Origin of the sequence: Streptomyces griseiscabiei (genome assembly GCF_020010925.1) — a bacterium.
GTDB classification, from domain to species: domain Bacteria; phylum Actinomycetota; class Actinomycetes; order Streptomycetales; family Streptomycetaceae; genus Streptomyces; species Streptomyces griseiscabiei.
Map to the genome: position 1 here is coordinate 1268619 of NZ_JAGJBZ010000001.1, position 20072 is coordinate 1288690.

Genomic DNA, 20072 nt, shown 5'->3' on the forward strand with positions numbered 1-20072 from the left:
TCTGCACGCGCCACACCATCCCCGGAAGGACGGACGGCAAGGCTACTTGCCCTTGGCCGCTTCCTTGAGCTTGCTGCCCGCGGAGACCTTCACGCTGTAGCCGGCGGGGATCTGGATCGGGTCGCCGGTCTGCGGGTTGCGAGCGGTGCGAGCGGCACGGTGGGTGCGCTCGAAGGTCAGGAAGCCGGGGATGGTGACCTTCTCGTCGCCCTTGGCGACGATGTCGCCGACGACCTCGGCGAACGCGGCCAGCACGGCGTCGGCGTCCTTGCGGGTCACCTCGGCGCGGTCGGCCAGCGCGGCCACCAGCTCACTGCGGTTCATGTTGTTACTCCCGTGTTCTTCTTGCCGTTGAGGCGGACCCGGGTCCGTCGTCAGACCCTCGCGCCCAGAAACGCATCCTGCACTCACCTGCGGCGGGAAAGCCAATCCAGCACCCCTGGGAGTCACACGAACACCCTTGGGAGTCACACGAACGCCCGTGGGGAGTCGTGGCAGGCCTGAGCTTGGCCGCCACACTAAAGGGCCGCACAAGCCCTCCGGCCCCGCGACGCGCCGACGGCGCGGGGCCGTGGCCACCGTCACAGCGGGGCTCAGGCCGAGGACGCCGCCTTCGCGGCCTCGCGCACCGCCCCGGCGACCGCGCCCGCGACCTTGTCGTTGAAGACGCTCGGGATGATGTAGTTCGGGTTCAGCTCGTCCTCGGAGACGACGTTCGCGAGCGCGGTCGCGGCGGCGAGCATCATCTCCGTGTTGACGGTCCGGGACTGGGCGTCGAGGAGTCCGCGGAAGACACCCGGGAAGACCAGCACGTTGTTGATCTGGTTCGGGAAGTCGGAGCGGCCGGTGGCCACGACGGCGGCCGTCTGGCGGGCCACGGCGGGGTCGACCTCGGGGTCGGGGTTCGCGAGCGCGAACACAATCGCGTTGTCCGCCATGGCGGCCACGTCGTCGCCGTCGAGGACGTTCGGGGCGGAGACGCCGATGAAGACGTCGGCGCCGCGCACGGCCTCCTTGAGGGTGCCGGTGAGGCCCTCGGGGTTGGTGTTGTCGGCGATCCAGCGCAGCGGCGAGTCGGCGGCGGCGTCGACCAGGTCGGCGCGGTCGCAGTGCACGACACCGTGGATGTCGGCGACGACGGCGTTCTTCACCCCGGCGGCGATCAGCAGCTTGAGGATGGCCGTACCGGCGGCGCCGGCGCCCGACATGACCACGCGGATGTCCCCGATCGCCTTGCCCGCCACGCGCAGCGCGTTCGTGAGGGCGGCGAGGACGACGATCGCGGTGCCGTGCTGGTCGTCGTGGAAGACGGGGATGTCGAGGGCCTCGCGCAGCCGGGCCTCGATCTCGAAGCAGCGGGGCGCGGAGATGTCCTCCAGGTTGATGCCCGCGAAGCCGGGGGCGATGGCCTTGACGATCTCGACGATCGCGTCGGTGTCCTGGGTGTCCAGGCAGAGCGGCCAGGCGTCGATGTCGGCGAAGCGTTTGAAGAGGGCCGCCTTGCCCTCCATGACCGGCATGGCGGCCATCGGGCCGATGTTGCCGAGACCGAGGACGGCGGAGCCGTCCGTCACGACCGCAACGGTGTTGCGCTTGATGGTGAGGCGGCGGGCGTCCTCGGGGTTCTCGGCGATCGCCATGCAGACACGGGCCACACCCGGCGTGTAGACCATGGAGAGGTCGTCACGGTTGCGGATGGGGTGCTTCGACGCCATCTCGATCTTGCCGCCGAGGTGCATCAGGAACGTACGGTCGGAGACCTTGCCGAGCGTCACGCCCTCGATGAGACGCAGCTGCTCGACGATCTCGTCGGCGTGCGCCGTGGAGGTCGCGGCGATGGTGACGTCGATACGGAGCTTCTCGTGGCCGGATGCGGTCACGTCGAGGCCGGTCACCGAGCCTCCGTGGGACTCGACGGCTCCGGTGAGCTGGGAGACCGCGGTTCCGCTCGCGGGCACCTCCAGCCGGACCGTCATCGAGTAGGAGACGCTGGGCGCCGTTGCCATGGCCGACTTCCTCTGCTTTCGCGTACTTCTGCTACTGCGTTTGCTGCGTTTTGCCGTCCGATCGTCGCACCTACCGCCGGGTAGGCGTTAGCCGCCGTGGGTTATGAACGTTTTGTTCTCAACGACAAGAGGTCCACGTCACAGGTGACGTGGACCTCTTTCGTCCTTCTCGTTCAGTGGCACCGACCCGCCATGCTCGCCTCGCGGCAAGTGGTCGCTCGTAGCGACGAAGGTTGGGCCCGGGGGCTTGGATCGAGCCGGTGCCACCCACAAGGCTAACAGGCGCTGTGGAGTTCGGGGAGTTGATGGTGCGTCGGCGGGTGCGCGTGGTGTGTGATTGCCCGCTCAGTCGCGCAACAGGTCGGGTACTCCGTTCGCGTCCGGGTCGTCCCGGTCCGCCGAGACCACCGTCAGCTGCTGCGTCGCCCGGGTCAGGGCCACGTAGAGGACCCGCAGCCCCGCCGGGGACTCGTCCGCGATCTCCGCCGGGGAGACGACCACCGTGGCGTCGTACTCCAGGCCCTTCGCCTCCAGGCTGCCGAGGGCGACCACCCGGTCGCCGAGGCCGGCCAGCCAGCGGCGGGCCTCCTCACGGCGGTTCATGGCGACGACGACGCCGACCGTGCCGTCGACGAGGTCCAGGAGGCGGGCGGCCTCCGCGCGGGCCGTGCGGGCGAGGGTGTCGCGGGCGGCCGTGACGAAGCGCGGCTCGACACCGGTGGAGCGGACCGCCGAGGGCGACTCGGAGCCGGGCATGGCCAGCGCCAGCACCTTCGCCGCCAGTTCGGCGATCTCCGCGGGGTTGCGGTAGTTGACGGTGAGGGTGAAGCGGCGGCGCGGACGGCTGCCCAGAGCCTCGTCACGGGCCTCGGCGGCCTCGTCCGGGTCGGACCAGGAGGACTGCGCGGGGTCGCCGACGACCGTCCAGGTGGCGTGCCGGCCGCGCCGGCCCACCATCCGCCACTGCATCGGCGTCAGGTCCTGTGCCTCGTCGACGATGACGTGCGCGTACTCGGTGCGCTCCTGCGCCAACCGCTCGGCCCGCTCCCGCTGGGTCTCCTCGCGTACGGGCATCAGTTCCTCCAGGCCCGTGAGCTGGTCCAGGGGGTCGTACTCGCGTTTCTTCCGGGGGCGCGACGGGGAGCCGAGGATCGCCTGGAGTTCGTCCAGCATGGCGACGTCGTGGACCGAGAGGCCGTCCCGTTTCAGGGAGCGGGCGACCCGGCGGACCTCGCCCGGGTTGAGGATGCGCCGGGCCCAGCGGCCGAGGCGGCGTTCGTCGGCCATGGCCGCCAGGACCCCGCGCGGGGTCAGTTCGGGCCACCAGGCGTCCAGGAAGGCGATGAACTCGTCCTCGGTGGTGATGTCCTCGTCGAAGGAGGACCGCAGCTCGGCGGCCAGCTCGGGGTCGGTGTGGCGGCCGGCCGCGCCGGACCGGGACCACAGGGCGTCCAAGAGTAGCTTGCGGGCGCGGGGGCGCAGGAGGTTGACGGGGGCCGTGCCGCCGAGCGCGTTGTGACGGACGCGGTCCAGGTCGGCGGCCTCCAGTTCGACGCGGCGGCCGAAGGCGACGACGCGGAGGCGGGTGGGTGCCTCGCTCGACTCCAGGGCGCCCCGGGCGGCCTTCCGCAGCACCTTGAGCATGCGGTACGAGCCCTTGGCGCGGGCCACGGCCGGGGAGTCGTACAGCGTGGCCTCGGCGCCGCCGGTGTCCTCGGCGAGCGAGCCGATTGCGCGGATGGCGACCTGGCCCTCCTCGCCGAGGGAGGGCAGGACGCCCTCGGTGTAGGCGACGAGCAGCGGGGTGGGCGAGACGATCAGGATGCCGCCCGCGTACCGGCGGCGGTCCTGGTAGAGGAGGTACGCGGCCCGGTGCAGGGCGACGGCGGTCTTGCCGGTGCCGGGGCCGCCCTCGACGTACGTCACGGAGGCGGCGGGGGCGCGGATCACCAGGTCCTGCTCGGCCTGGATGGAGGCGACGATGTCGCGCATGGTGTGGCTGCGGGCCTGGCCGAGGGCGGCCATCAGGGCGCCGTCGCCGATGACGGCGAGTTCACCGCCGTCCAGGGAGGCCGTCAGCTCGGGGCGCATCAGGTCGTCCTCGACACCGAGCACCTTGCGGCCCTTGGAGCGGATGACTCTGCGGCGGACGACCCGGCCGGGCTCGACCGGGGTGGAGCGGTAGAAGGGGGCGGCGGCCGGGGCCCGCCAGTCGATGACCAGCGGGGCGTACTCCGAGTCCAGCACGCCGATCCGGCCGATGTGCAGGGTCTCGGCGATGTCGGCGGTGTTGTCGGGGCGCACCGCGCCCTCGGCGGGCTCGACGGCGGTGTACGCGCCGTCCGGGCCCTTCTTGCCGTCCTTGCCGAGCAGCAGGTCGATCCGGCCGAAGAGGAAGTCCTCGAACTCGTTGTTCAGCCGGTTGAGATGGATGCCCGCCCGGAAGACCTGGGCGTCCCGCTCGGCGAGCGCGCCGGGGGTGCCGACCTGCCCGCGCTTGGCCGCGTCGTTCATCAGGAACTCGGCCTCGTGGATCTTCTCCTCGAGGCGCCGGTACACCCGGTCCAGATGTTCCTGTTCGACGCCGATCTCCTTCTCACGTACCGAGTCGTGAGCGGAGTCGAGCGTTTCCTGCTGAACCTGAGCGGCCACCCGGGCCCCCTTCTGACGTGCTGGGCAGCCGTCCACCGTACGCGAAAAGGACCCCGTCAGGCTATGTGCCCGACCGGGGTCCGTCCGCTGCGTGCCGCGAGGAGTGTGTGTTTCGCCTCGACGGGCTACGCCTTGACCGAGACGAGCTTCTTCCCGCTGAAGGTCAGGACCTCGAAGTGGTCGATCTCGTCGGGGGTGAAGGCCGCGCCGCCGTGGACATAGAGCGGGTTCCTGGCCTGCTCGGTCTTGGCGTTCTTGATGCCGTAGCCCCACTCCGGGACGGACCAGGAGGTGACCGTCTCCCGCTCGCCGTTCTTGCCGACGGCGATCAGGGAGCACTTCTCCGGGCCCTTGACGTTCTTCAGCTCCAGGACCGCGTGCGTGCCCCAGGCCTTGGACTCCATGCCGACCGTGGCGGTGACCGCGGTGGAGGCGTCGGTGCCCGAGACCTTGTCCTTGGCGGGCATGTTCTCGAAGGCGTCCTTGGCGGGGCTGGCGATGACCGTGTTGGCCGTCTTGCCCTCGTCCCCGCCGCCCGTCGTCGCGAACACGGCCGTCGGGCCGCCCACGATCAGGGCGGCGCTGGCCGCCAGCATGAAGAAGTTGCGTCGGGTCTTCTTCGCGCGGTGCTGGACGACCTCGCCGACCAGGCGGTCCGCGAGCCCGGTGGTGGGTTTCGCGGACAGGGACTCACCGATGGCCGGTGTGCCCTGGGCCGCGGGCAGGTCCGCGAGCGCGGCCAGCATCGGCTCCATACCGGCCAGCTCGTCCAGCTGCTGGCCGCACCACTCGCACGTGGCGAGATGCATCTCGAACTGAGTGGCCTCGGTGTCGTCCAGTATTCCGAGGGCGTACGCGCCGACGGTTTCATGGATGTTGTCACCGGAACCTTGGGCTCCTTGCACAGACCCGGGCATTCCCGGTCCATACCCCCCGTAGATGTTGCTCATGCCGTCACCCCGCGCTCCTCTAGAGCCAGCTTCATCGACCGCAGGGCGTAGAACACCCGGGAGCGGACGGTGCCACTGGGGATGCCAAGCGTCTCGGCCGCCTCATTGACCGTACGCCCTTTGAAATAGGTCTCGACCAGGACCTCCCTGTGGGCAGGGGTCAGGTCGTCCAGCGCGTCCGACAGTGTCATCAGCCACAACGCCTTGTCGATCTCGTCCTCCGCGGGGATGACCTCCAGCGGCGACGGGTCGACCTCCTGCGGCCGGGCCTGCCGGCTGCGGTGGCCGTCGATGACGATGCGGCGTGCGACCGTCACCAGCCAGGGGCGTACCGATCCGGTCGCTCGATTGAGCTGACCGGCGTTCTTCCAGGCCCTGATGAGAGTTTCCTGCACAACGTCCTCGGCACGCTGGCGGTCGCCCGCGACCAGACGCAGCACGTACGCGAGCAAGGGTCCAGCGTGCTCGCGGTACAGCGCGCGCATCAGCTCCTCATCAGGCTCTGAGGGCTGTGATGCGCGATGTCGTGCCCTGTGCGGGCGTTCATCGGCCACAGCGGAATCCTTGCGCACGGCTACCTCCGGTGTCCGGGGGTTCCCCCAGTCGGTCGCTCACATCGGGATACGTAGGTAATCAGTTGTGTGTTCAGAGTTGAGCCACAACTTTCTCGATTCAACGTGGGTAAGTTGGGGCACGTGGGGGACAAGTGCGGCCATATCCGCGCTTAAACCGGCACGCATGGACGGGAATTGTGAAGACCCCCGCATCGTGATGTGAAAAACAGCACTGCTGCTTCTTTACGGCCAGCCGGGGTTTGCCCAACTTCCGGACTGGGTAAGGCGGGTGGGCAATTCGGTCCAACTGCGCGGATCGCGCGCGGGACCATGCTCGGGACTACGCGCGGGCGCGGGCCAGACCGGCTCGGCGGCGGTGGCGGGCCACGCGTTCGCGGTTGCCGCAGACCTCGCTGGAGCACCAGCGGCGGCGCCGGCCGCGGGAGGTGTCGACGTACACGACGGGGCAGTTGTCACCGGCGCATCGGCGCAGGCCGGCGCAGGCGACCGGGTCGGTGAGCAACTCGACGGTGTCGCGGGCGAGCAGGGCGAGCAGGGCCGCGCGGTCGGGGGTGCGGTCCAGGGCGCGGGTGAGCGTGCCGTCGTCCGCCCGGACGGCCCGGACGGCCGGGGTGGCGGCACGGGCCAGCTCGTTGACCCTCGCCAGGGAGACGTCGAAGGGGTGCGGGCGCAGTTCGGGGCCGACGCGGACCAACTGGGCGATATGACCGCGGAGTTCCCTGAAGCCGGTCAGCCAGTCGGCGGTGATGTGGTCGAGGGGGGTGGCCCCGGGGACCAGGGCGGCGGCGGTGATCCAGGCGCGCAGGTCGTCCGGGGTGTCGAGGTGCTCGTGGGGGTGGTCGGTGGTGAGGAAGTCCAGGCAGAGGTGGCCGCAGTCGAAGCGGGGCGGGTGTGCCATGCGCCTGTCACCGCCTTGGGGGGGGGACGACCGGGCGGGGGTGTGCCTCAGGGGTACGTACCCCTTGGAGGGCCCGGCCGCACCCGGGGGTGGAACTCGGTGGGGTCCGGCCGGAATTGTTCGCCCCCCCGCCGTGATGCCCACCCAGCCGAAAGATCAGCCCGGACACCTGCGAGGGGATTCGTTGCGCAGCCTCCAGATCTCCTTCCATCGCCGGGCGTGGTCGGCCGCCGACAGTGGGTCGGGCTCGTCGGCCCGCCGCACCGCGAGGCTGACTCCGCATCCCCCGCAGAGCTGATGGATCTGATGAGCGCCGTCGTGCCAGACGATGGTGTTGCCCCGGTTTCCGCATGCGCGGCACGTCGGCGCAGGAGACTGGTCCGGCGGTACTGACGAACGGAGCACGTGCTCGACCACCGTGGACAGCAGCTCGTCGGGGTGCATCGTCGGCTCGGGACAGTAGGCGATGTTCCCCCACCCACGCTGCCAGCCTCGCCAGGAGTGGTCTCGCCTCACCTGCCGAAAGCCACGCGCCTTCTCCGCTCGGCGACTGTCGGCGTAGGCACGCTCGTCGGCGAGCCAGAGCTGCCGGGCCTGGTGCAACTCCTCGACGGCACGTACGACCGAGTTCGGATCCTTCTCCAGATCCCTGGGTATCCCCGCACTGAGGCAGAGATGGTGGTACGTGGCCCGGAAGCCGTAGGGAGCGAAGTGGACGAGGCACGACCGCAGATTCGTGTGCCGGACGCGCGGCGGCAGCCCCTCGTCGTGGACGCGTCTGCGGTGCGTGTGGAAGCTGCTCATTCCAGGACGCTACGCCCTACGGCGCCATGCGCGGATCGCTACCGTAGGCGCATGAAACTCTCGCCGTTCGTCGCCCGGGAACGCTTCGCCGCGTCTCCCGTCGCCCGGCTGGCGACCGCCGACACCGACGGGGTACCGCACGCGGTGCCGGTGACCTTCGCCGTCCGGGACGACGTCCTGTATTTCGCGGTGGATCACAAGCCCAAGAGCACATGGCAGTTGCGGCGGCTGCGCAACATCCGGGCGAATCCCTCGGTGACGGTCCTGGTCGACCACTATGCCGAGGACTGGTCGGCACTGTGGTGGGCTCGCGCCGACGGTCGCGCGGAAGTGCTGGAGGACGGGACGGAGCGCGGTTTGGCGTTGGAGTTGCTCTGCGCCAAATACGACCGGCCCGATCAGTACGGTGACTCGCCCCCGCAGGGCCCTGTGGTCGTCGTTCGAGTCGAGCGTTGGACGGGTTGGGCCTTCACATAGCCTTGCCGGGACAGCCGACCCGAGGTGACGCGCATGCCGGACCAAGTTGTTCCCCCCGTACCGTCGGATCGCCGATGATCTGCGCGCGGCGATCGCGAAGGGAAAGCTGACTCCTGGCGAGAAGCTGAAGTCGGAGAACGAACTCAAGGACCAGTACGGCACCACCAGGGTCACCGTGCGCAAGGCGCTGGCCCTGCTTAAGGCGGACGGGCTGCTCGTCAGCGAACAGGGCAGGGGCGTCTTCGTACGTCGGCGGCCCAGCGTGAGTATGCGGACGACCGGCGCCAACTTCCGTGAACGGCGGGCCACCGGCGTCAGTAACTTCACCGCCGAGGCCGCGGCACAAGGGCTGCGGGCACAGCAGCGGATTCTCGCGGTGGAAAGGGTCCCCGCCCCCGCCGAGATCGCGGAGCGACTCGGGGTCTCCCCCGGCGCCTCGGTGATCGTCCGGCGACGCGCCTTCTTCGTCGACGAGGAGCCGATGCAGTTGGCCGACGGGTACTACCCGGACGAGTTGTTCCGTGGGAGCCCGGTGGAAGGGGCTGCTCGCATCCCTGGCGGCGTCAGCTCCCTGATCGAGGACCCCGCCGGACCCGTGGGCCAACGCATCGTGCGTTTCGTCGAAGACCTGGAGATCCGCATGCCGACGCCTGCCGAAGTCGCCGCGCTGCACATCCCGCCCGGCGTTCCGCTGGCGCGTGTCCTGCGGAGCGCGCGTGTGGCGGACGGGCAGGTGGTCGAGGTCCTGGACTCCCGCATCCCGTGCGACCGGCATCTGTTCCAGTACGTCATCGACGTGCCCTGAGGAGACATCTGTGTGATCTGACCCCACGTTTGCGTTGAGCGGTGTGCATCATGAAGCCTGCGGGTTGAGTGGGCTGGTGTGGGTGGCCTTCGGGCGGCTCCGGCCGGCCACGAGCGCATGACTCTTGTGAAGATCGTCGGTCAGCGGGCGACTTCTCGGTTCGTCAGGACCAGCAGGGCCCGCATCAGCGCGGTTGCCCAATTCGGGTCGGCGCGTACCTTACCGAGCACGCGCCAGTACTTCAGGTGCACGAAACCGTGCTCGACCGGTGTCCGACCGGCAGCCAGCGCCTTGTTGGAGAGTTTCTGGCTTCGGATCAGAGGTCGGTTGCGGGCGGTCTTGTAGCCGATGATCACTGCCGGGTCGGCGTCCGGGTCGCTGCCGTCGAGGTCGGCGATGGCTCCGAGGCCAGCCGCGCGGGTGGGCAGTGAGCTTGTCGTGCCGACAGGCTGTGCTCTCCGAGGTGCGCCGGGCCGGACATCTGAGACCCAGAGCAGCCGGCCGTTGTCGTTGGTGAGTGCGATCCCAACCTGGCCCGGCCCTGTTCGGCCGGACGGCGGCAATCACCAACTCCTCGCTCCGCTTGAACCTCCCCAAGCCACCTGCCCACTTCGCTCCGCCGAGTCGTCATCAGCTCCAGCTCGGTATCCCTGCTCCCTTCCTACGATCCGGCGGTGCAACCGTACGGCGACAGGCACGGCAAGACGCCCCTATACCGACCCCGTAGCCTGCAATTTCACGATGCGCGCAACGCAACAGGCGGCGTAGTCGGTCATGCAGGATGGGGCTGTCCACCAGCTGGTGGACAGCCCCATCCTGCACTTCTTCTAGCCCTGTGTCGGTGTTGCTGGGGTCGGCGTTTGTGGCGCAGGTGCTTGCGGCAACGTGGTTGTGTTCCTGTCGCTGCGGTGTCCGATCCAGATGAAGGCCATGAGGCCTGTGATGAGCGTGAGCGTGGCGGCGCCCGCCGCGCATCCCGCTACTACGGCATCGGCCGCTCGCTTGTGTGCGACAGCCATCTCGAAGAAAGCCGCCAACTGCCCGACGTTGGCCGATGCCGAGAGAGCTCCGCCAACGGCAACGATCCGGTTGCGAGTCCCACGGGGGATCGTCTGATCTTCGCTTCCTTGGGAAGCTTGCATCTGAGCTCCAGTTCTCTTCAGGTTCCGGGGTTCATGGGCCCCCAATGGCGTTGCAGCGCCGGGGGCCCTTCGCTTTCGCTCCGCAATCATCCATGCACTCAAGGTCGCTTCAGGAGGGTCTGACCAAGGCTGTGACGGCCTTGTTATGACACGAAGTAATGCAGAGCAGCCCACTGCGGCTAGATCGACCGGAATCCACCCCATCTACCCCGTCCACATATTGAGAACTCGCACGTCGCCTGAGGGCCCTGGGGTCTGACAGAACGCATCTCTCGCCAACACCGACCGGGTCGCAAGATGGGCCGCTTGGGTCTGAATGCGGCCAGCCAGCACTGTGCGGAGATTACGGAGCGTTACATCGAGCAAATGTTGACGGTCAGTGGCCAGCGGCAGCTACAACTGGTTCCGCTCACGGCGCCCACCCCTGCTCCGACGGTGGTCGGGGCGGATCGCCGCGTACGGATCAGCCTTGGATTTCAACAGGCCCCCACGGGGACAGCGCAACCATCGCCCCACCGCAAGACCCCAACTGCCGCAGGACCCACGGACAGAGCCAGATGATCTCGCAGGCGGACTGCCGCTCCGAATCCGCTCGGACCACCCGCGTCACTTGCATATCCAAGTCGCCATCACTACAGTCGACCATTACTTGGATATGCAAGTGACGGCTTTCAGTGATGCAGCAGCGCCCGCGAAGGAGTCGATATGCACCGCTTATCGCAGATCCTCGAACGTGTGAGAACACTCCTCTTCGGGCAGCCCGAAGGGCGTGACCCCATCTCAGGCAGCACTACGGAGCAGAACCGGGCGCTACCACTGCGACACCCCTCACTGGAGCATCGGGCCGAACTGCTCGCCCTGACACGCCGCCGACCGAGCCCGAACCGATGGCCGGCCGACGAACAGTCCTCCCTCGAGTACGACCCAAGCAGCGGTGGCCTGGTCCGCGCGTACGTCCCGTCTCTGGAGGAGTGCATGCGCGTGCCGTTCACGGCGAGGGAGGCCGGATGCCCGTGATGCCGCACGCGTCCGAGTCGTACCAGCCGCGCCTCGGGGACACCGTGGAGGACGTTCGCCGCGGAAAGGTCGGCAAGGTGATGGGGTTCGAGGGGCCGTACGTGCAACTACGTCCGATCGGCGGTGGAGTCGAGTGGGACGTTGCCCTGTCGGGTCTGCGGAAGCTCACGCTCATCGAGGCCCTGAGTGCCGGTGTGGCCGCCGCCAACGCGCGGTCGACGGGGGGACAGCCGTGAGTTCCGCAGAGAAGGCCGAAGCAGGCGTCGCCGGAGGCCGGGATTGGGACGGATTTCTGGCGCACACTCTTGAATGCAGTCAGTGCGCCACGATGCCTCTGGATCGCGGATGTCCGGAAGGGGCGAGGGTGCGTCGTCGTCTGCCGGGCGGCGCGGGGGTGCCCACGGGCGCCGAGCCTCACGAATCGTCGGCGCTCCGGTCCGAGGACGCCATGGGCACGACCATGCGCACGATGCCTCGTGTCTGCCGTCACTGCGACGAATCGATTCTCGATCCGGGCGACGCCGTGCAGGTCGCCTACGAGCACGTCAACTCCGGTCCAGGGCGCGTGGTGTGGGCGCACCGTGCGCATGCCCACCTCGTTCGGCCGGATCCTCGGCTTGCCGAACTGCTGGTACGTGTGCGACGGAGTGGGCCTGTGCGGCCGTGATCCGAGTGGGCTCGCCCATCCTGTCCGCAAGAGGCTGCACCCCTTGACCCCCTGGGTGCGTTGTCGGTGCGGCCGGGCGGATGTCATGGGCGTCTCAGTGCTGGACCAGGCCGCCGACCGGTACGGGAGGGACGTGGCCGGTTTCCGGGAGGGCCAGGGCCAGGGCGAGGCCGATGTCGACCAGTGATGAGCGGCGGAGCAGGGCGGCCTCGGGGATCGGGGTCCAGACCGACTCCAGGGTCTGGCCGTTCGGTTCGGGGCGGAGTCGGCCCCCGGTGATCCGGACCCGGTAGAAGATGCCGACGTTCTGGTGCTCGATGCCCGCACGTGCCACGGTCGCGGGGATCACCCGTGAGTCCACGCCCAACAGGCGCTCGACCACCGCGTCGCACCCAGTCTCCTCGGCCACCTCCCGGATCACCGCGTCGAACGGGTCCTCCGCGTGCTCGACCCTGCCGCCCGGAAGGGTCCAGTCGCCCGACGCGTGGTGGGCGAGCAGTACGCGGCCGTCCTCGACGCACACGGCGTACGCCGCCAGGCGGAAACTTCCCCGCTTCGGCTCGCCCGCGACCATCTCGCCCGCGTCACCGGTCTCTTGGCTCATCGGACCATCCTGCCCGGGTGTCGCGCGACCCGCAGCCGCGCGACCCGCCGTACTCCCCTACGCGTCGTACTTGGCGTCCGCCGCCGGGTCAAGTGCCAGGCGGTAGCCGCGTTTGACGACGGTCTGGATCAGCTTCGGGGTGCCGAGGGAGGTGCGGAGGCGGGCCATCGCGGTTTCCACGGCGTGTTCGTCGCGGCCGGTGCCGGGGAGGGCCTTGAGGAGGTCGGCGCGGGGGACGACCCAGCCGGGGCGGCGGCCGAGGGCGCGCAGGAGGGACATGCCGGCCGGGGGGACGGGGCGGAGGGCGCCGTCGACCAGGACCGCGTGGCCGCGGATCTCCACGCGGTGCCCGGCGACGGGGAGGATGCGGGCGCGGCCGGGGAGTTCCTGGCAGAGGAGCTGGACGAGGGGGCCGAGGCGGAAGCGTTCGGGCTGGACCGTGTCCACGCCGTGGGCCTGGAGGGGCAGGGCGGTCACCGGGCCCACACAGGCCGGGAGGACGTCGTGGTTCAGGGCGTTGAGCAGCTCCGGGAGCAGGCCCCGGTCCTCGGCCCGGGAGAGCAGGGACGCCGCCGCCGGGGCACTGGTGAAGGTGAGGGCGTCCACGCCGCGGCCGACCGTGGCGTCGAGGAGGCGGTCCACGGGGGTGATGTCCTCGGGGGGCATCCAGCGGTAGACGGGGACGCCGACCACCTCGGCTCCGGCGGCCCGGAGCGACTCCACGAAGCCGGGGAGCGGTTCGCCGTGGAGCTGTACGGCGATTCGGAGGTTCTCGACGCCCTGGTCAAGGAGGCGGTCCAGTACCTCGGCCATGGATTCGGAGGACGGGGACCACTCCTCGGTGAGGCCGGCGGCCCGTACCGCGCCCTTCACCTTCGGGCCACGGGCCAGGACTTCGACACCGCGCAGCCGGTCGAGGAGGGCCTCGCCCAGGCCCCAGCCGTCCGCCGCCTCGATCCAGCCACGGAAGCCGATGGCGGTGGTCGCCACCACGATGTCGGGTGCCTGGTCGAGCAGGTCCTTGGTCGCGGCGAGGAGTTCACTGTCGTCGGCGAGCGGCACGATACGCAGAGCGGGGGCGTGCAGGACCGCGGCTCCGCGGCGCTGGAGCAGTGCGCCCAGCTCGTCGGCCCGGCGGGCGGCGGTGACGCCCACGGTGAACCCCGCGAGCGGCCCGTGTTCCGGCTGCGCCGTCTGATCCGTCCGATCCATCAGAACCGTCCTGTCTGGTCGATCGGCTCGATCTGATCGCTCGGGTCGCTGCTGTTCGTCGTACATGGCTCTCGTCCCGCAGTCGAGTCGTTGCACTCAGTCGAAGCTCTGTGCGTGCGAGTGCGCCGATTGGTGCTCCCGCATGCCGAACGAGCCTGTCAACGGTGCGTGACAGGCTCGGTTCGGCTTGATGTCGCTGGTGTTACGTCACACGTGTCACGGCATGGGCGATGTCACACCTCGGCATAGCTGAGCTGCGGCTTCGACTCCGTCGTGGCGGTCGCCGTAGAGGTGTTCGAGGCCGGGCGGCGAAGGTATACGGCCCAGGTCACCGCGAAGCAGAGGCCGTAGAAGGCGAGGAAGGTGACGAAGGCGCCGGTGCCGGAGCCGACCGTGAGGAAGGACTGGCGGAAGGCCAGGTTGATGCCGAGGCCGCCGACCGCGCCGACCGCGCCGATGATGCCCATCGAGGCGCCGGAGAGGCGGCGTCCGTAGGCGGCGGCCTCCTCGCCGTCCAGGCCCTTGGCGAGGGCCTTGGCCTGGAAGATGCCCGGGATCATCTTGAAGGTGGAGCCGTTGCCGAGGCCGCTGAGGACGAAGAGCGCGATGAACGCGGTGGTGAAGAGGGGCAGCGACTTCTGCATGGAGGCGATGACGATGACCCCGGTGGCGCCCGCCATGGCGACGTAGTTCCAGAGGGTGATCTTCGCGCCGCCGTACCGGTCGGCGAGCGCGCCGCCGACGGGGCGGATCAGCGAGCCGAGCAGCGGGCCGATGAAGGTGACGTACGCGGACTGCAGCGGCGTACGGCCGAACTGGGTCTGCAGGACCAGGCCGAAGGCGAAGCTGTAGCCGATGAAGGAGCCGAAGGTGCCGATGTAGAGGAAGGACATGATCCAGGTGTGGGCGTCCTTGACGGCGTCCTTGGCCGCGCCGGTGTCGTTCTTCAGCGACGCGATGTTGTCCATCCTGATCCAGGCCAGGACGGCGGCGATCACGATGAAGGGGATGTAGACCCCGAGCAGGACGCGTGGACCGCCGCCCGCGCCGATGACGGCGAGACCGATGAGCTGGACGACCGGGACGCCGATGTTGCCGCCGCCCGCGTTCAGGCCGAGCGCCCAGCCCTTCTTCCTCAGCGGGAAGAAGGCGTTGATGTTGGTCATGGAGGAGGCGAAGTTGCCGCCGCCGATGCCGGCGAGCATCGCGCAGACCAGGAACGTGCCGAACGAGGTGCCCGGCTCCATCACCAGGAACGCGGCCACGGTCGGGATGAGCAGCAGGCTCGCGGAGACGACCGTCCAGTTCCGTCCGCCGAAGATCGCCACCGCGAAGGTGTACGGGATACGGACGACGGCGCCGACCGCGGTGGCCATCGACACGATGAAGAACTTGTCGGCCGGGGTGAGCCCGTACTCGGGGCCCATGAACAGCACCATCACCGACCACACGGTCCAGATGGAGAAGCCGATGTGCTCCGAGAGCACCGAGAAGATGAGGTTGCGGCGAGCGACCTTCTCGCCGGTCTCGTTCCAGAAGGCCTCGTTCTCCGGATCCCAGTGCTCGATCCAGCGGCCTCCCCTGCTCGATGCGGGGGCAGTGCTCGGGGCTGTCATGACGCCTCCACGTTCTCCGGGCTCAGGTGGTGCGATGCGGTGATGAGGGGTGATGAGTCCCGAAGGTAGGGAGAGCGCGTTTCCTGTTCTGTGGCACTGGGTGACCGGCAAGGAACGTTGCTCTCACGACGACGAGGGTCCGCCGGTGAGGAAGACGCCACATGGCAAAGTACCCGACGGGCGTGCGGGTCCCCTCCCCGGCGGAGATCGCCCTCAGTCGGCGAGAGCCCCCAGCTCGCCGTCCGCGTAGAGCTTCCGGCAGGTCTGCCGGCGCACCTTTCCGCTGGTCGTGCGCGGCAGCGCGCCCCTGCGGACCACCACGACCTCGTCCGCGCGCAGCCGCTGTCCGTCGTGCACGGCGGCGCGGACCGCCTCGCGCACCGCGTCGGCGCCGGTCCGGCGCAGCACCCGGCCGTCCGTCTCCACGACGACGACCAGCCGCTCCCGCTCGCCGTCGTCCACGGAGAACGCGGCGGCGCAGTTCGGCCGCAGGCCCGGTACCGCCGACTCCGCGGACAGTTCGATGTCCTGCGGGTAGAAGTTGCGTCCGTTGCGGATGATGACGTCTTTCAGCCGGCCCGCGACGAAGAGTTCGCCGTCGTGGAGGAGGCCGAGGTCGCCCGTACGGAGATACGTCGTCGTACCGCTCTCCCCCGCTATCCGGGCCCGGAACGTCTCCTCGGTCGCGCGCGGACGGTCCCGGTAGCCGAGGGCGACGCACGGTCCGTCGATCCAGATCTCGCCGACCCGGCCGGGCCCGCAGGGGGTGGAGGTGGCCGGGTCGACCACGCGCACCCGGGTCGTCGGCGAGGGGAATCCGGAGCCCACCAGCGGCTGGGCGCCGGGGGCCGCCTCCCCGGTCACCTCCAGCCGGCCGTCCTTCAGGGCCGCCGAGGACGCCCACAGCACGGTCGGGGGCCGGTCGGCGGGGCTCGCGGTCGCCTTGAGGGTGTTCTCGGCCAGCCCGTACCCGGGAGTCATGGCCCGGGGGGCGAAACCGTACGGGGCGAACGCCTCGGTGAACTCCCGTACCGCCCGCCAGCGCACCGGTTCGGCGCCGTTCGCGGCGACCCGCCACGAGGAGAGGTCCAGGTCGGCCGCGCCGGCGTCCCGCAGGGCGGTCACGCACAGCTCGTACGCGAAGCTCGGGGCGGCGGCGTGGGTGCCGCGGTAGGCGGAGAGGGCTTCCAGCCAGCGCAGGGGGCGGCGGATGAAGGCGGCCGGTTCCATCAGGTACGCGGGGATGCCGGAGCACAGCGGCAGCAGCACGCCGAAGAGCATGCCCATGTCGTGGAAGAGGGGAAGCCAGGAGACGACGACGCCGTCGGGGCCGGTGGGCCAGATGTCCTCGGTCTCGGCGACGTTGGCGAGGAAGTTGGCGTGGGAGACCATCACGCCCTTCGGGTCGCCGGTGGAGCCGGAGGTGTACTGGAGCAGGGCGATGTCGTCCGGGAGGGGGGCGGGGCCGTGCCAGGGGACCGGGGTGGTCGGCAGGGCCTCGGTGTCGATGAGGGTGAGGCCGGCCAGTTCGGGCAGGTCGGCGAAGTGCCGCTCCAGGTCGGCCTTGAACGCGCCGGTGGTGAGGATCGTGGTGGTGCCCGCGTCGTCGGCGATGCGGCGCAGCCGCTCCAGGCCGCGGCGGCGGGTGGGCGGCTGTACGGGGGCGGCGGCGACGCGGGCGTGCATGCAGCCCAGCAGGGACCGGACGAACTCCAGGCCCGAGGGGTAGAGGAGCAGGGCGCTGTCGCCCGGTCGCAGGCCGGCGGCGGTGAGGGTGGCGGCGCGGGTGCGGGCGTCGGTGTCCAGGCGGGCGTAGGTGAGGGTGCCGTCGGGGGTCTCGCCGTCGCGGAGGTGGATGTACGCGAGGGCGTCGGGCTGTTCGGTGGCTCGGCGGTGCAGGGCTTCGGTGACCGTGGTGACCTGGGTGGCCGGGGGTGGGATGAGGGTGGCGGCGAGAGGCATGGTGGGTCCGTTTCTTCGGTCGTGGATGAGGTTCGACTTCAGGAAGGGACCGCGACGGTGGGGGTCGGGAGGGGGGCCGAGGCGTGCGCGGGGTTCTTGGCGGGGGGGGGGGGTGGGCGCGGGGCGGGGTGCGTTGTCGGGTGCGGGCTCGGTGGGGGTTCTCGCGCAGTTCCCCGCGCCCCTTGAAAGCCAGGCCCTACGGGCCTGGAAGGGGGTGCGTTGTCGGGTGCGGGCTCGGTGGGGGTTCTCGCGCAGTTCCCCGCGCCCCTTAAGAGCCAGGCCCTACGGGCCTGGAAGGGGGTGCGTTGTCGGGTGCGGGCTCGGTGGGGGTTCTCGCGCAGTTCCCCGCGCCCCTTGAAAGCCAGGCCCTACGGGCCTGACGGGGCCCGGCGGGGGTTGTGGGTGCCGGGCCGCCCTCGGGGGGGGGTGGGTCAGTCGATCAGGGAGTGTTCTCGGGGGGATCGCTGGTGGGGGACGCGGGTGGGGTGGGGGGTGTTGAGTTTGGCGCCCTCGACGTCCATGTCGGGGAGGGCGGCGTTCAGGGGGCGGGGCAGCCACCAGGCCGAGCGGCCCAGGAGGGCGAGGACGGCGGGGACGATGGCCATGCGGACGACGAAGGCGTCGAGGAGGACGGCGACGGCGAGGCCGAAGCCGATCATCTTGACGAAGTCGTTGGCGTCGAGGATGAAGCCGGAGAAGACGCTCGCCATGATGATCGCGGCGGCGGAGACCACCCGGCCGCCGTGCCGGAAGCCGGTGACGATCGCCTGCTCGGGGCTCTCGCCGTGGACGAAGGCCTCGCGCATACGGGTGACGAGGAAGACCTCGTAGTCCATGGCGAGTCCGAAGACCACGCCGATCATGAAGATCGGCATCGTGCTCATGATCGGGCCGGGCTGGTCGATGCCGAAGACGTCCTTGAGCCAGCCCCACTGGAAGACGGCCACGACGGCGCCGAGTGCCGCGGTCACCGACAGCAGGAACCCGAGAGCCGCCTTGAGCGGGACCAGGAGGGAACGGAAGACGAGGACGAGCAGGACGAAGGCGAGTCCGACGACCAGGGCCAGGTACGGCACCATCGCGTCGTCGAGGGTCTGCGAGAAGTCGATGAACAGCGCGGTCTGGCCGGTGACCAGGACGGTCGCGCCGACCTTCGACTCGAAGCCGGGGGCGGTGGCGCGGATCGCGTGGACCAGGTTCTCGGTCCGTTCGTCGGTCGGGCCGGTCGTGGGGACGACGTTGACCATCGCCGTGTCGCCCGCCTCGTTGACCGTGGCGGGGCTGACGGAGGCGACACCGGGCTGTTCGGCGAGGTCCGCGCCGACCCGTTCGGCGGCCGTCTTCGCGTCCTTCGCCTCGACCGTGATGAGCAGCGGGCCGTTGAAGCCGGCGCCGAAGGAGTCCGACAGCATGTCGTACGCCTTGCGCTGGGTGGTGTCCTCGGCCATCGTGCCCTCGCCCGGCAGCCCCAGCTCCAGGCTCGCGGCGGGTACGGCGAGCGTGCCGAGGCCGACGACGCCGAGGAGCAGGACGGCGACCGGGCGGCGCAGCACCCACGCGGCCCAGCGGGAGCCGAGGTTGGGCCGGGCCTTCGCGGCGCGCTTGGCGGCCTTGCGCTGCCGGCGGGCGCTGAGGGGCTTGCCGGAGTGGAGGTGGCGCTCGCGGCGGGGCAGCACCTTGACGGGGGCGTAGGCGAGGAGCGCGGGGACGAAGGTGATCGCGATGAGGACGGCGACGGCGACCGTGCCGGCCGCGGCCAGCCCCATCTTGGTGAGCATCGGGATGTCGACGACGGCGAGACCGGCCAGGGCGACGATGACGGTCAGACCGGCGAAGACGACGGCGGACCCCGCGGTGCCGATGGCGCGTCCGGCGGCCTCCTCGCGGGAGTGGCCCTCGGCCGTCTCGGAGCGGTAGCGGGAGACGATGAACAGGGCGTAGTCGATGCCGACGGCCAGGCCGATCATCAGGGCCAGCGTGGACGTCGTACTGGACAGACCGAGCGTGCTGCCGAGCGCGGTGATGCCGCAGATGCCGACGCCGACGCCGATGACGGCGGTCAGCAGGGACATACCGGCGGCGATCATGGAGCCGAAGGTCAGCAGCAGGACGATGGCCGAGACGAGGATGCCGAGGGACTCGGCGTTGTTCTTGGCGGCCTCCACCGCGACGGCGTCACCGCCCGCCTCGACGGTCAGTCCGCTCTCCCGGGCGTCGGCGGTGGCCTCGGTGAGGGCGTCCTTCGCCTTGTCGGTCAGCTCGGTGGCGGCGACCTCGTAGAGGACGGTGGCGTAGGCGGTGGTGCCGTCCTTGCTGACGGCGCCCGCCTGGTAGGGGTCGGCGACGCCCTTCACCAAGGGGGCCTCGGCGAGGTCGGCGAGGAGCTGCTCGACCTTCGCCTTCCGGTCGGGGTCGGAGACCTTGCCCTCGGGTGCGCGGACGACCACCCGGGCGGTGGCGCCGTCCGCGCTCGCGTCCGGGAAGCGCTCCTTGAGCAGGTCGAAGGCCTTCTGCGACTCGGTGCCCGGCATCGAGAAGGTGTCGGCGGGCGGGGCCGGGGCGGCGGAGGCGGCATAGCCGACGCCGACCAGGATCAGCAGCCACAACAGTGTCGTCCGGCCTCGCCGTCGGAAGGCGAGTCGGCCAAGTTTGTAGAGGAACGTAGCCACGGCGAAGGGGACTCCC

Annotated in this window: 16 protein-coding genes; 3 read left to right on the forward strand and 13 right to left on the reverse strand. The window is 70.1% G+C overall.

All coding sequences use genetic code 11. From position 1 onward, the window contains the following. Window positions 1–42 precede the first annotated feature (42 nt). The 7 genes from J8M51_RS05535 to J8M51_RS05565 form a co-directional block, all read right to left on the reverse strand. Window positions 43–324: an HU family DNA-binding protein gene (locus tag J8M51_RS05535; RefSeq protein WP_005486790.1), complete on the reverse strand. Its 282-nt coding sequence runs from the start codon at window positions 322–324 to the stop codon at window positions 43–45. A gap of 269 nt (window positions 325–593) precedes the next feature. Then, window positions 594–2006: an NAD-dependent malic enzyme gene (locus J8M51_RS05540; RefSeq protein ID WP_086751246.1), complete on the reverse strand. Its 1413-nt coding sequence runs from the start codon at window positions 2004–2006 to the stop codon at window positions 594–596. Between the two features lie 345 nt (window positions 2007–2351). Then, a complete protein-coding gene (locus tag J8M51_RS05545) occupies window positions 2352–4658 on the reverse strand; it encodes a HelD family protein (RefSeq protein WP_086751249.1) in 2307 nt (768 codons plus the stop codon). 125 nt (window positions 4659–4783) lie between these two features. Next, window positions 4784–5575 (reverse strand): anti-sigma factor family protein, encoded by a 792-nt coding sequence (locus J8M51_RS05550; RefSeq protein WP_179202832.1) that lies wholly within the window; start codon window positions 5573–5575, stop codon window positions 4784–4786. Between the two features lie 29 nt (window positions 5576–5604). After that, on the reverse strand, window positions 5605–6180 hold the full coding sequence (locus J8M51_RS05555) for a sigma-70 family RNA polymerase sigma factor (protein WP_013003188.1): 576 nt from the start codon (window positions 6178–6180) through the stop codon (window positions 5605–5607). Between the two features lie 322 nt (window positions 6181–6502). Further along, the gene (locus J8M51_RS05560; protein WP_267299006.1) at window positions 6503–7081 is read right to left on the reverse strand and encodes a CGNR zinc finger domain-containing protein; all 579 of its coding nucleotides are present in this window, start codon (window positions 7079–7081) and stop codon (window positions 6503–6505) included. 156 nt (window positions 7082–7237) lie between these two features. Then, window positions 7238–7885 carry a hypothetical protein gene (locus J8M51_RS05565; protein ID WP_086759068.1) on the reverse strand — a complete coding sequence of 216 codons (648 nt, stop codon included), beginning with the start codon at window positions 7883–7885 and terminating at the stop codon, window positions 7238–7240. Window positions 7886–7936: 51 nt separating this feature from the next. Here J8M51_RS05565 and J8M51_RS05570 point away from each other — a divergent pair, with 51 nt between their 5' ends. Beyond that, window positions 7937–8362, forward strand: coding sequence for a TIGR03668 family PPOX class F420-dependent oxidoreductase (locus J8M51_RS05570; protein WP_086759069.1), 426 nt, complete (start codon window positions 7937–7939; stop codon window positions 8360–8362). A 46-nt stretch (window positions 8363–8408) separates the two neighbouring features. Further along, entirely contained in the window at window positions 8409–9167 is a 759-nt protein-coding gene (locus J8M51_RS05575; protein WP_086759071.1) for a GntR family transcriptional regulator, read from the forward strand. A 140-nt stretch (window positions 9168–9307) separates the two neighbouring features. On the opposite strand, the gene J8M51_RS05580 is transcribed toward J8M51_RS05575, so the two are convergent. Beyond that, complete coding sequence (locus J8M51_RS05580; RefSeq protein WP_256965553.1) at window positions 9308–9730, reverse strand: hypothetical protein; 423 nt, start codon at window positions 9728–9730, stop codon at window positions 9308–9310. Window positions 9731–11316: 1586 nt separating this feature from the next. On the opposite strand from J8M51_RS05580, the gene J8M51_RS05585 reads away from it, so the two are divergent. Continuing rightward, entirely contained in the window at window positions 11317–11562 is a 246-nt protein-coding gene (locus J8M51_RS05585; protein ID WP_256965554.1) for a hypothetical protein, read from the forward strand. A gap of 525 nt (window positions 11563–12087) precedes the next feature. Here J8M51_RS05585 and J8M51_RS05590 read toward each other — a convergent pair. The 5 genes from J8M51_RS05590 to J8M51_RS05610 form a co-directional block, all read right to left on the reverse strand. Further along, window positions 12088–12567, reverse strand: coding sequence for an NUDIX hydrolase (locus J8M51_RS05590; protein WP_086759081.1), 480 nt, complete (start codon window positions 12565–12567; stop codon window positions 12088–12090). 87 nt (window positions 12568–12654) lie between these two features. Further along, window positions 12655–13809 carry a uroporphyrinogen-III synthase gene (locus J8M51_RS05595; RefSeq protein WP_107473780.1) on the reverse strand — a complete coding sequence of 385 codons (1155 nt, stop codon included), beginning with the start codon at window positions 13807–13809 and terminating at the stop codon, window positions 12655–12657. Between the two features lie 233 nt (window positions 13810–14042). Beyond that, window positions 14043–15425, reverse strand: coding sequence for a nitrate/nitrite transporter (locus J8M51_RS05600; RefSeq protein ID WP_086759074.1), 1383 nt, complete (start codon window positions 15423–15425; stop codon window positions 14043–14045). A 213-nt stretch (window positions 15426–15638) separates the two neighbouring features. Further along, window positions 15639–17387: a fatty acyl-AMP ligase gene (locus J8M51_RS05605; RefSeq protein ID WP_267299007.1), complete on the reverse strand. Its 1749-nt coding sequence runs from the start codon at window positions 17385–17387 to the stop codon at window positions 15639–15641. 431 nt (window positions 17388–17818) lie between these two features. Beyond that, window positions 17819–20056 carry an MMPL family transporter gene (locus J8M51_RS05610; protein WP_267299008.1) on the reverse strand — a complete coding sequence of 746 codons (2238 nt, stop codon included), beginning with the start codon at window positions 20054–20056 and terminating at the stop codon, window positions 17819–17821. Between the last annotated feature and the right edge of the window lie 16 nt (window positions 20057–20072).

What these genes read in the sequence shown, in the direction of transcription:
- J8M51_RS05535 (WP_005486790.1), bottom strand. Translation starts at nt 324, where the DNA reads ATGAACCGCAGTGAGCTGGTGGCCGCGCTGGCCGACCGCGCCGAGGTG.
- J8M51_RS05540 (WP_086751246.1), bottom strand. Translation starts at nt 2,006, where the DNA reads ATGGCAACGGCGCCCAGCGTCTCCTACTCGATGACGGTCCGGCTGGAG.
- J8M51_RS05550 (WP_179202832.1), bottom strand. Translation starts at nt 5,575, where the DNA reads ATGCCCGGGTCTGTGCAAGGAGCCCAAGGTTCCGGTGACAACATCCAT.
- J8M51_RS05560 (WP_267299006.1), bottom strand. Translation starts at nt 7,081, where the DNA reads ATGGCACACCCGCCCCGCTTCGACTGCGGCCACCTCTGCCTGGACTTC.
- J8M51_RS05565 (WP_086759068.1), bottom strand. Translation starts at nt 7,885, where the DNA reads ATGAGCAGCTTCCACACGCACCGCAGACGCGTCCACGACGAGGGGCTG.
- J8M51_RS05570 (WP_086759069.1), top strand. Translation starts at nt 7,937, where the DNA reads ATGAAACTCTCGCCGTTCGTCGCCCGGGAACGCTTCGCCGCGTCTCCC.
- J8M51_RS05585 (WP_256965554.1), top strand. Translation starts at nt 11,317, where the DNA reads ATGCCCGTGATGCCGCACGCGTCCGAGTCGTACCAGCCGCGCCTCGGG.
- J8M51_RS05590 (WP_086759081.1), bottom strand. Translation starts at nt 12,567, where the DNA reads ATGGTCGCGGGCGAGCCGAAGCGGGGAAGTTTCCGCCTGGCGGCGTAC.
- J8M51_RS05595 (WP_107473780.1), bottom strand. Translation starts at nt 13,809, where the DNA reads ATGGATCGGACGGATCAGACGGCGCAGCCGGAACACGGGCCGCTCGCG.
- J8M51_RS05600 (WP_086759074.1), bottom strand. Translation starts at nt 15,425, where the DNA reads ATGACAGCCCCGAGCACTGCCCCCGCATCGAGCAGGGGAGGCCGCTGG.
- J8M51_RS05605 (WP_267299007.1), bottom strand. Translation starts at nt 17,387, where the DNA reads ATGCCTCTCGCCGCCACCCTCATCCCACCCCCGGCCACCCAGGTCACC.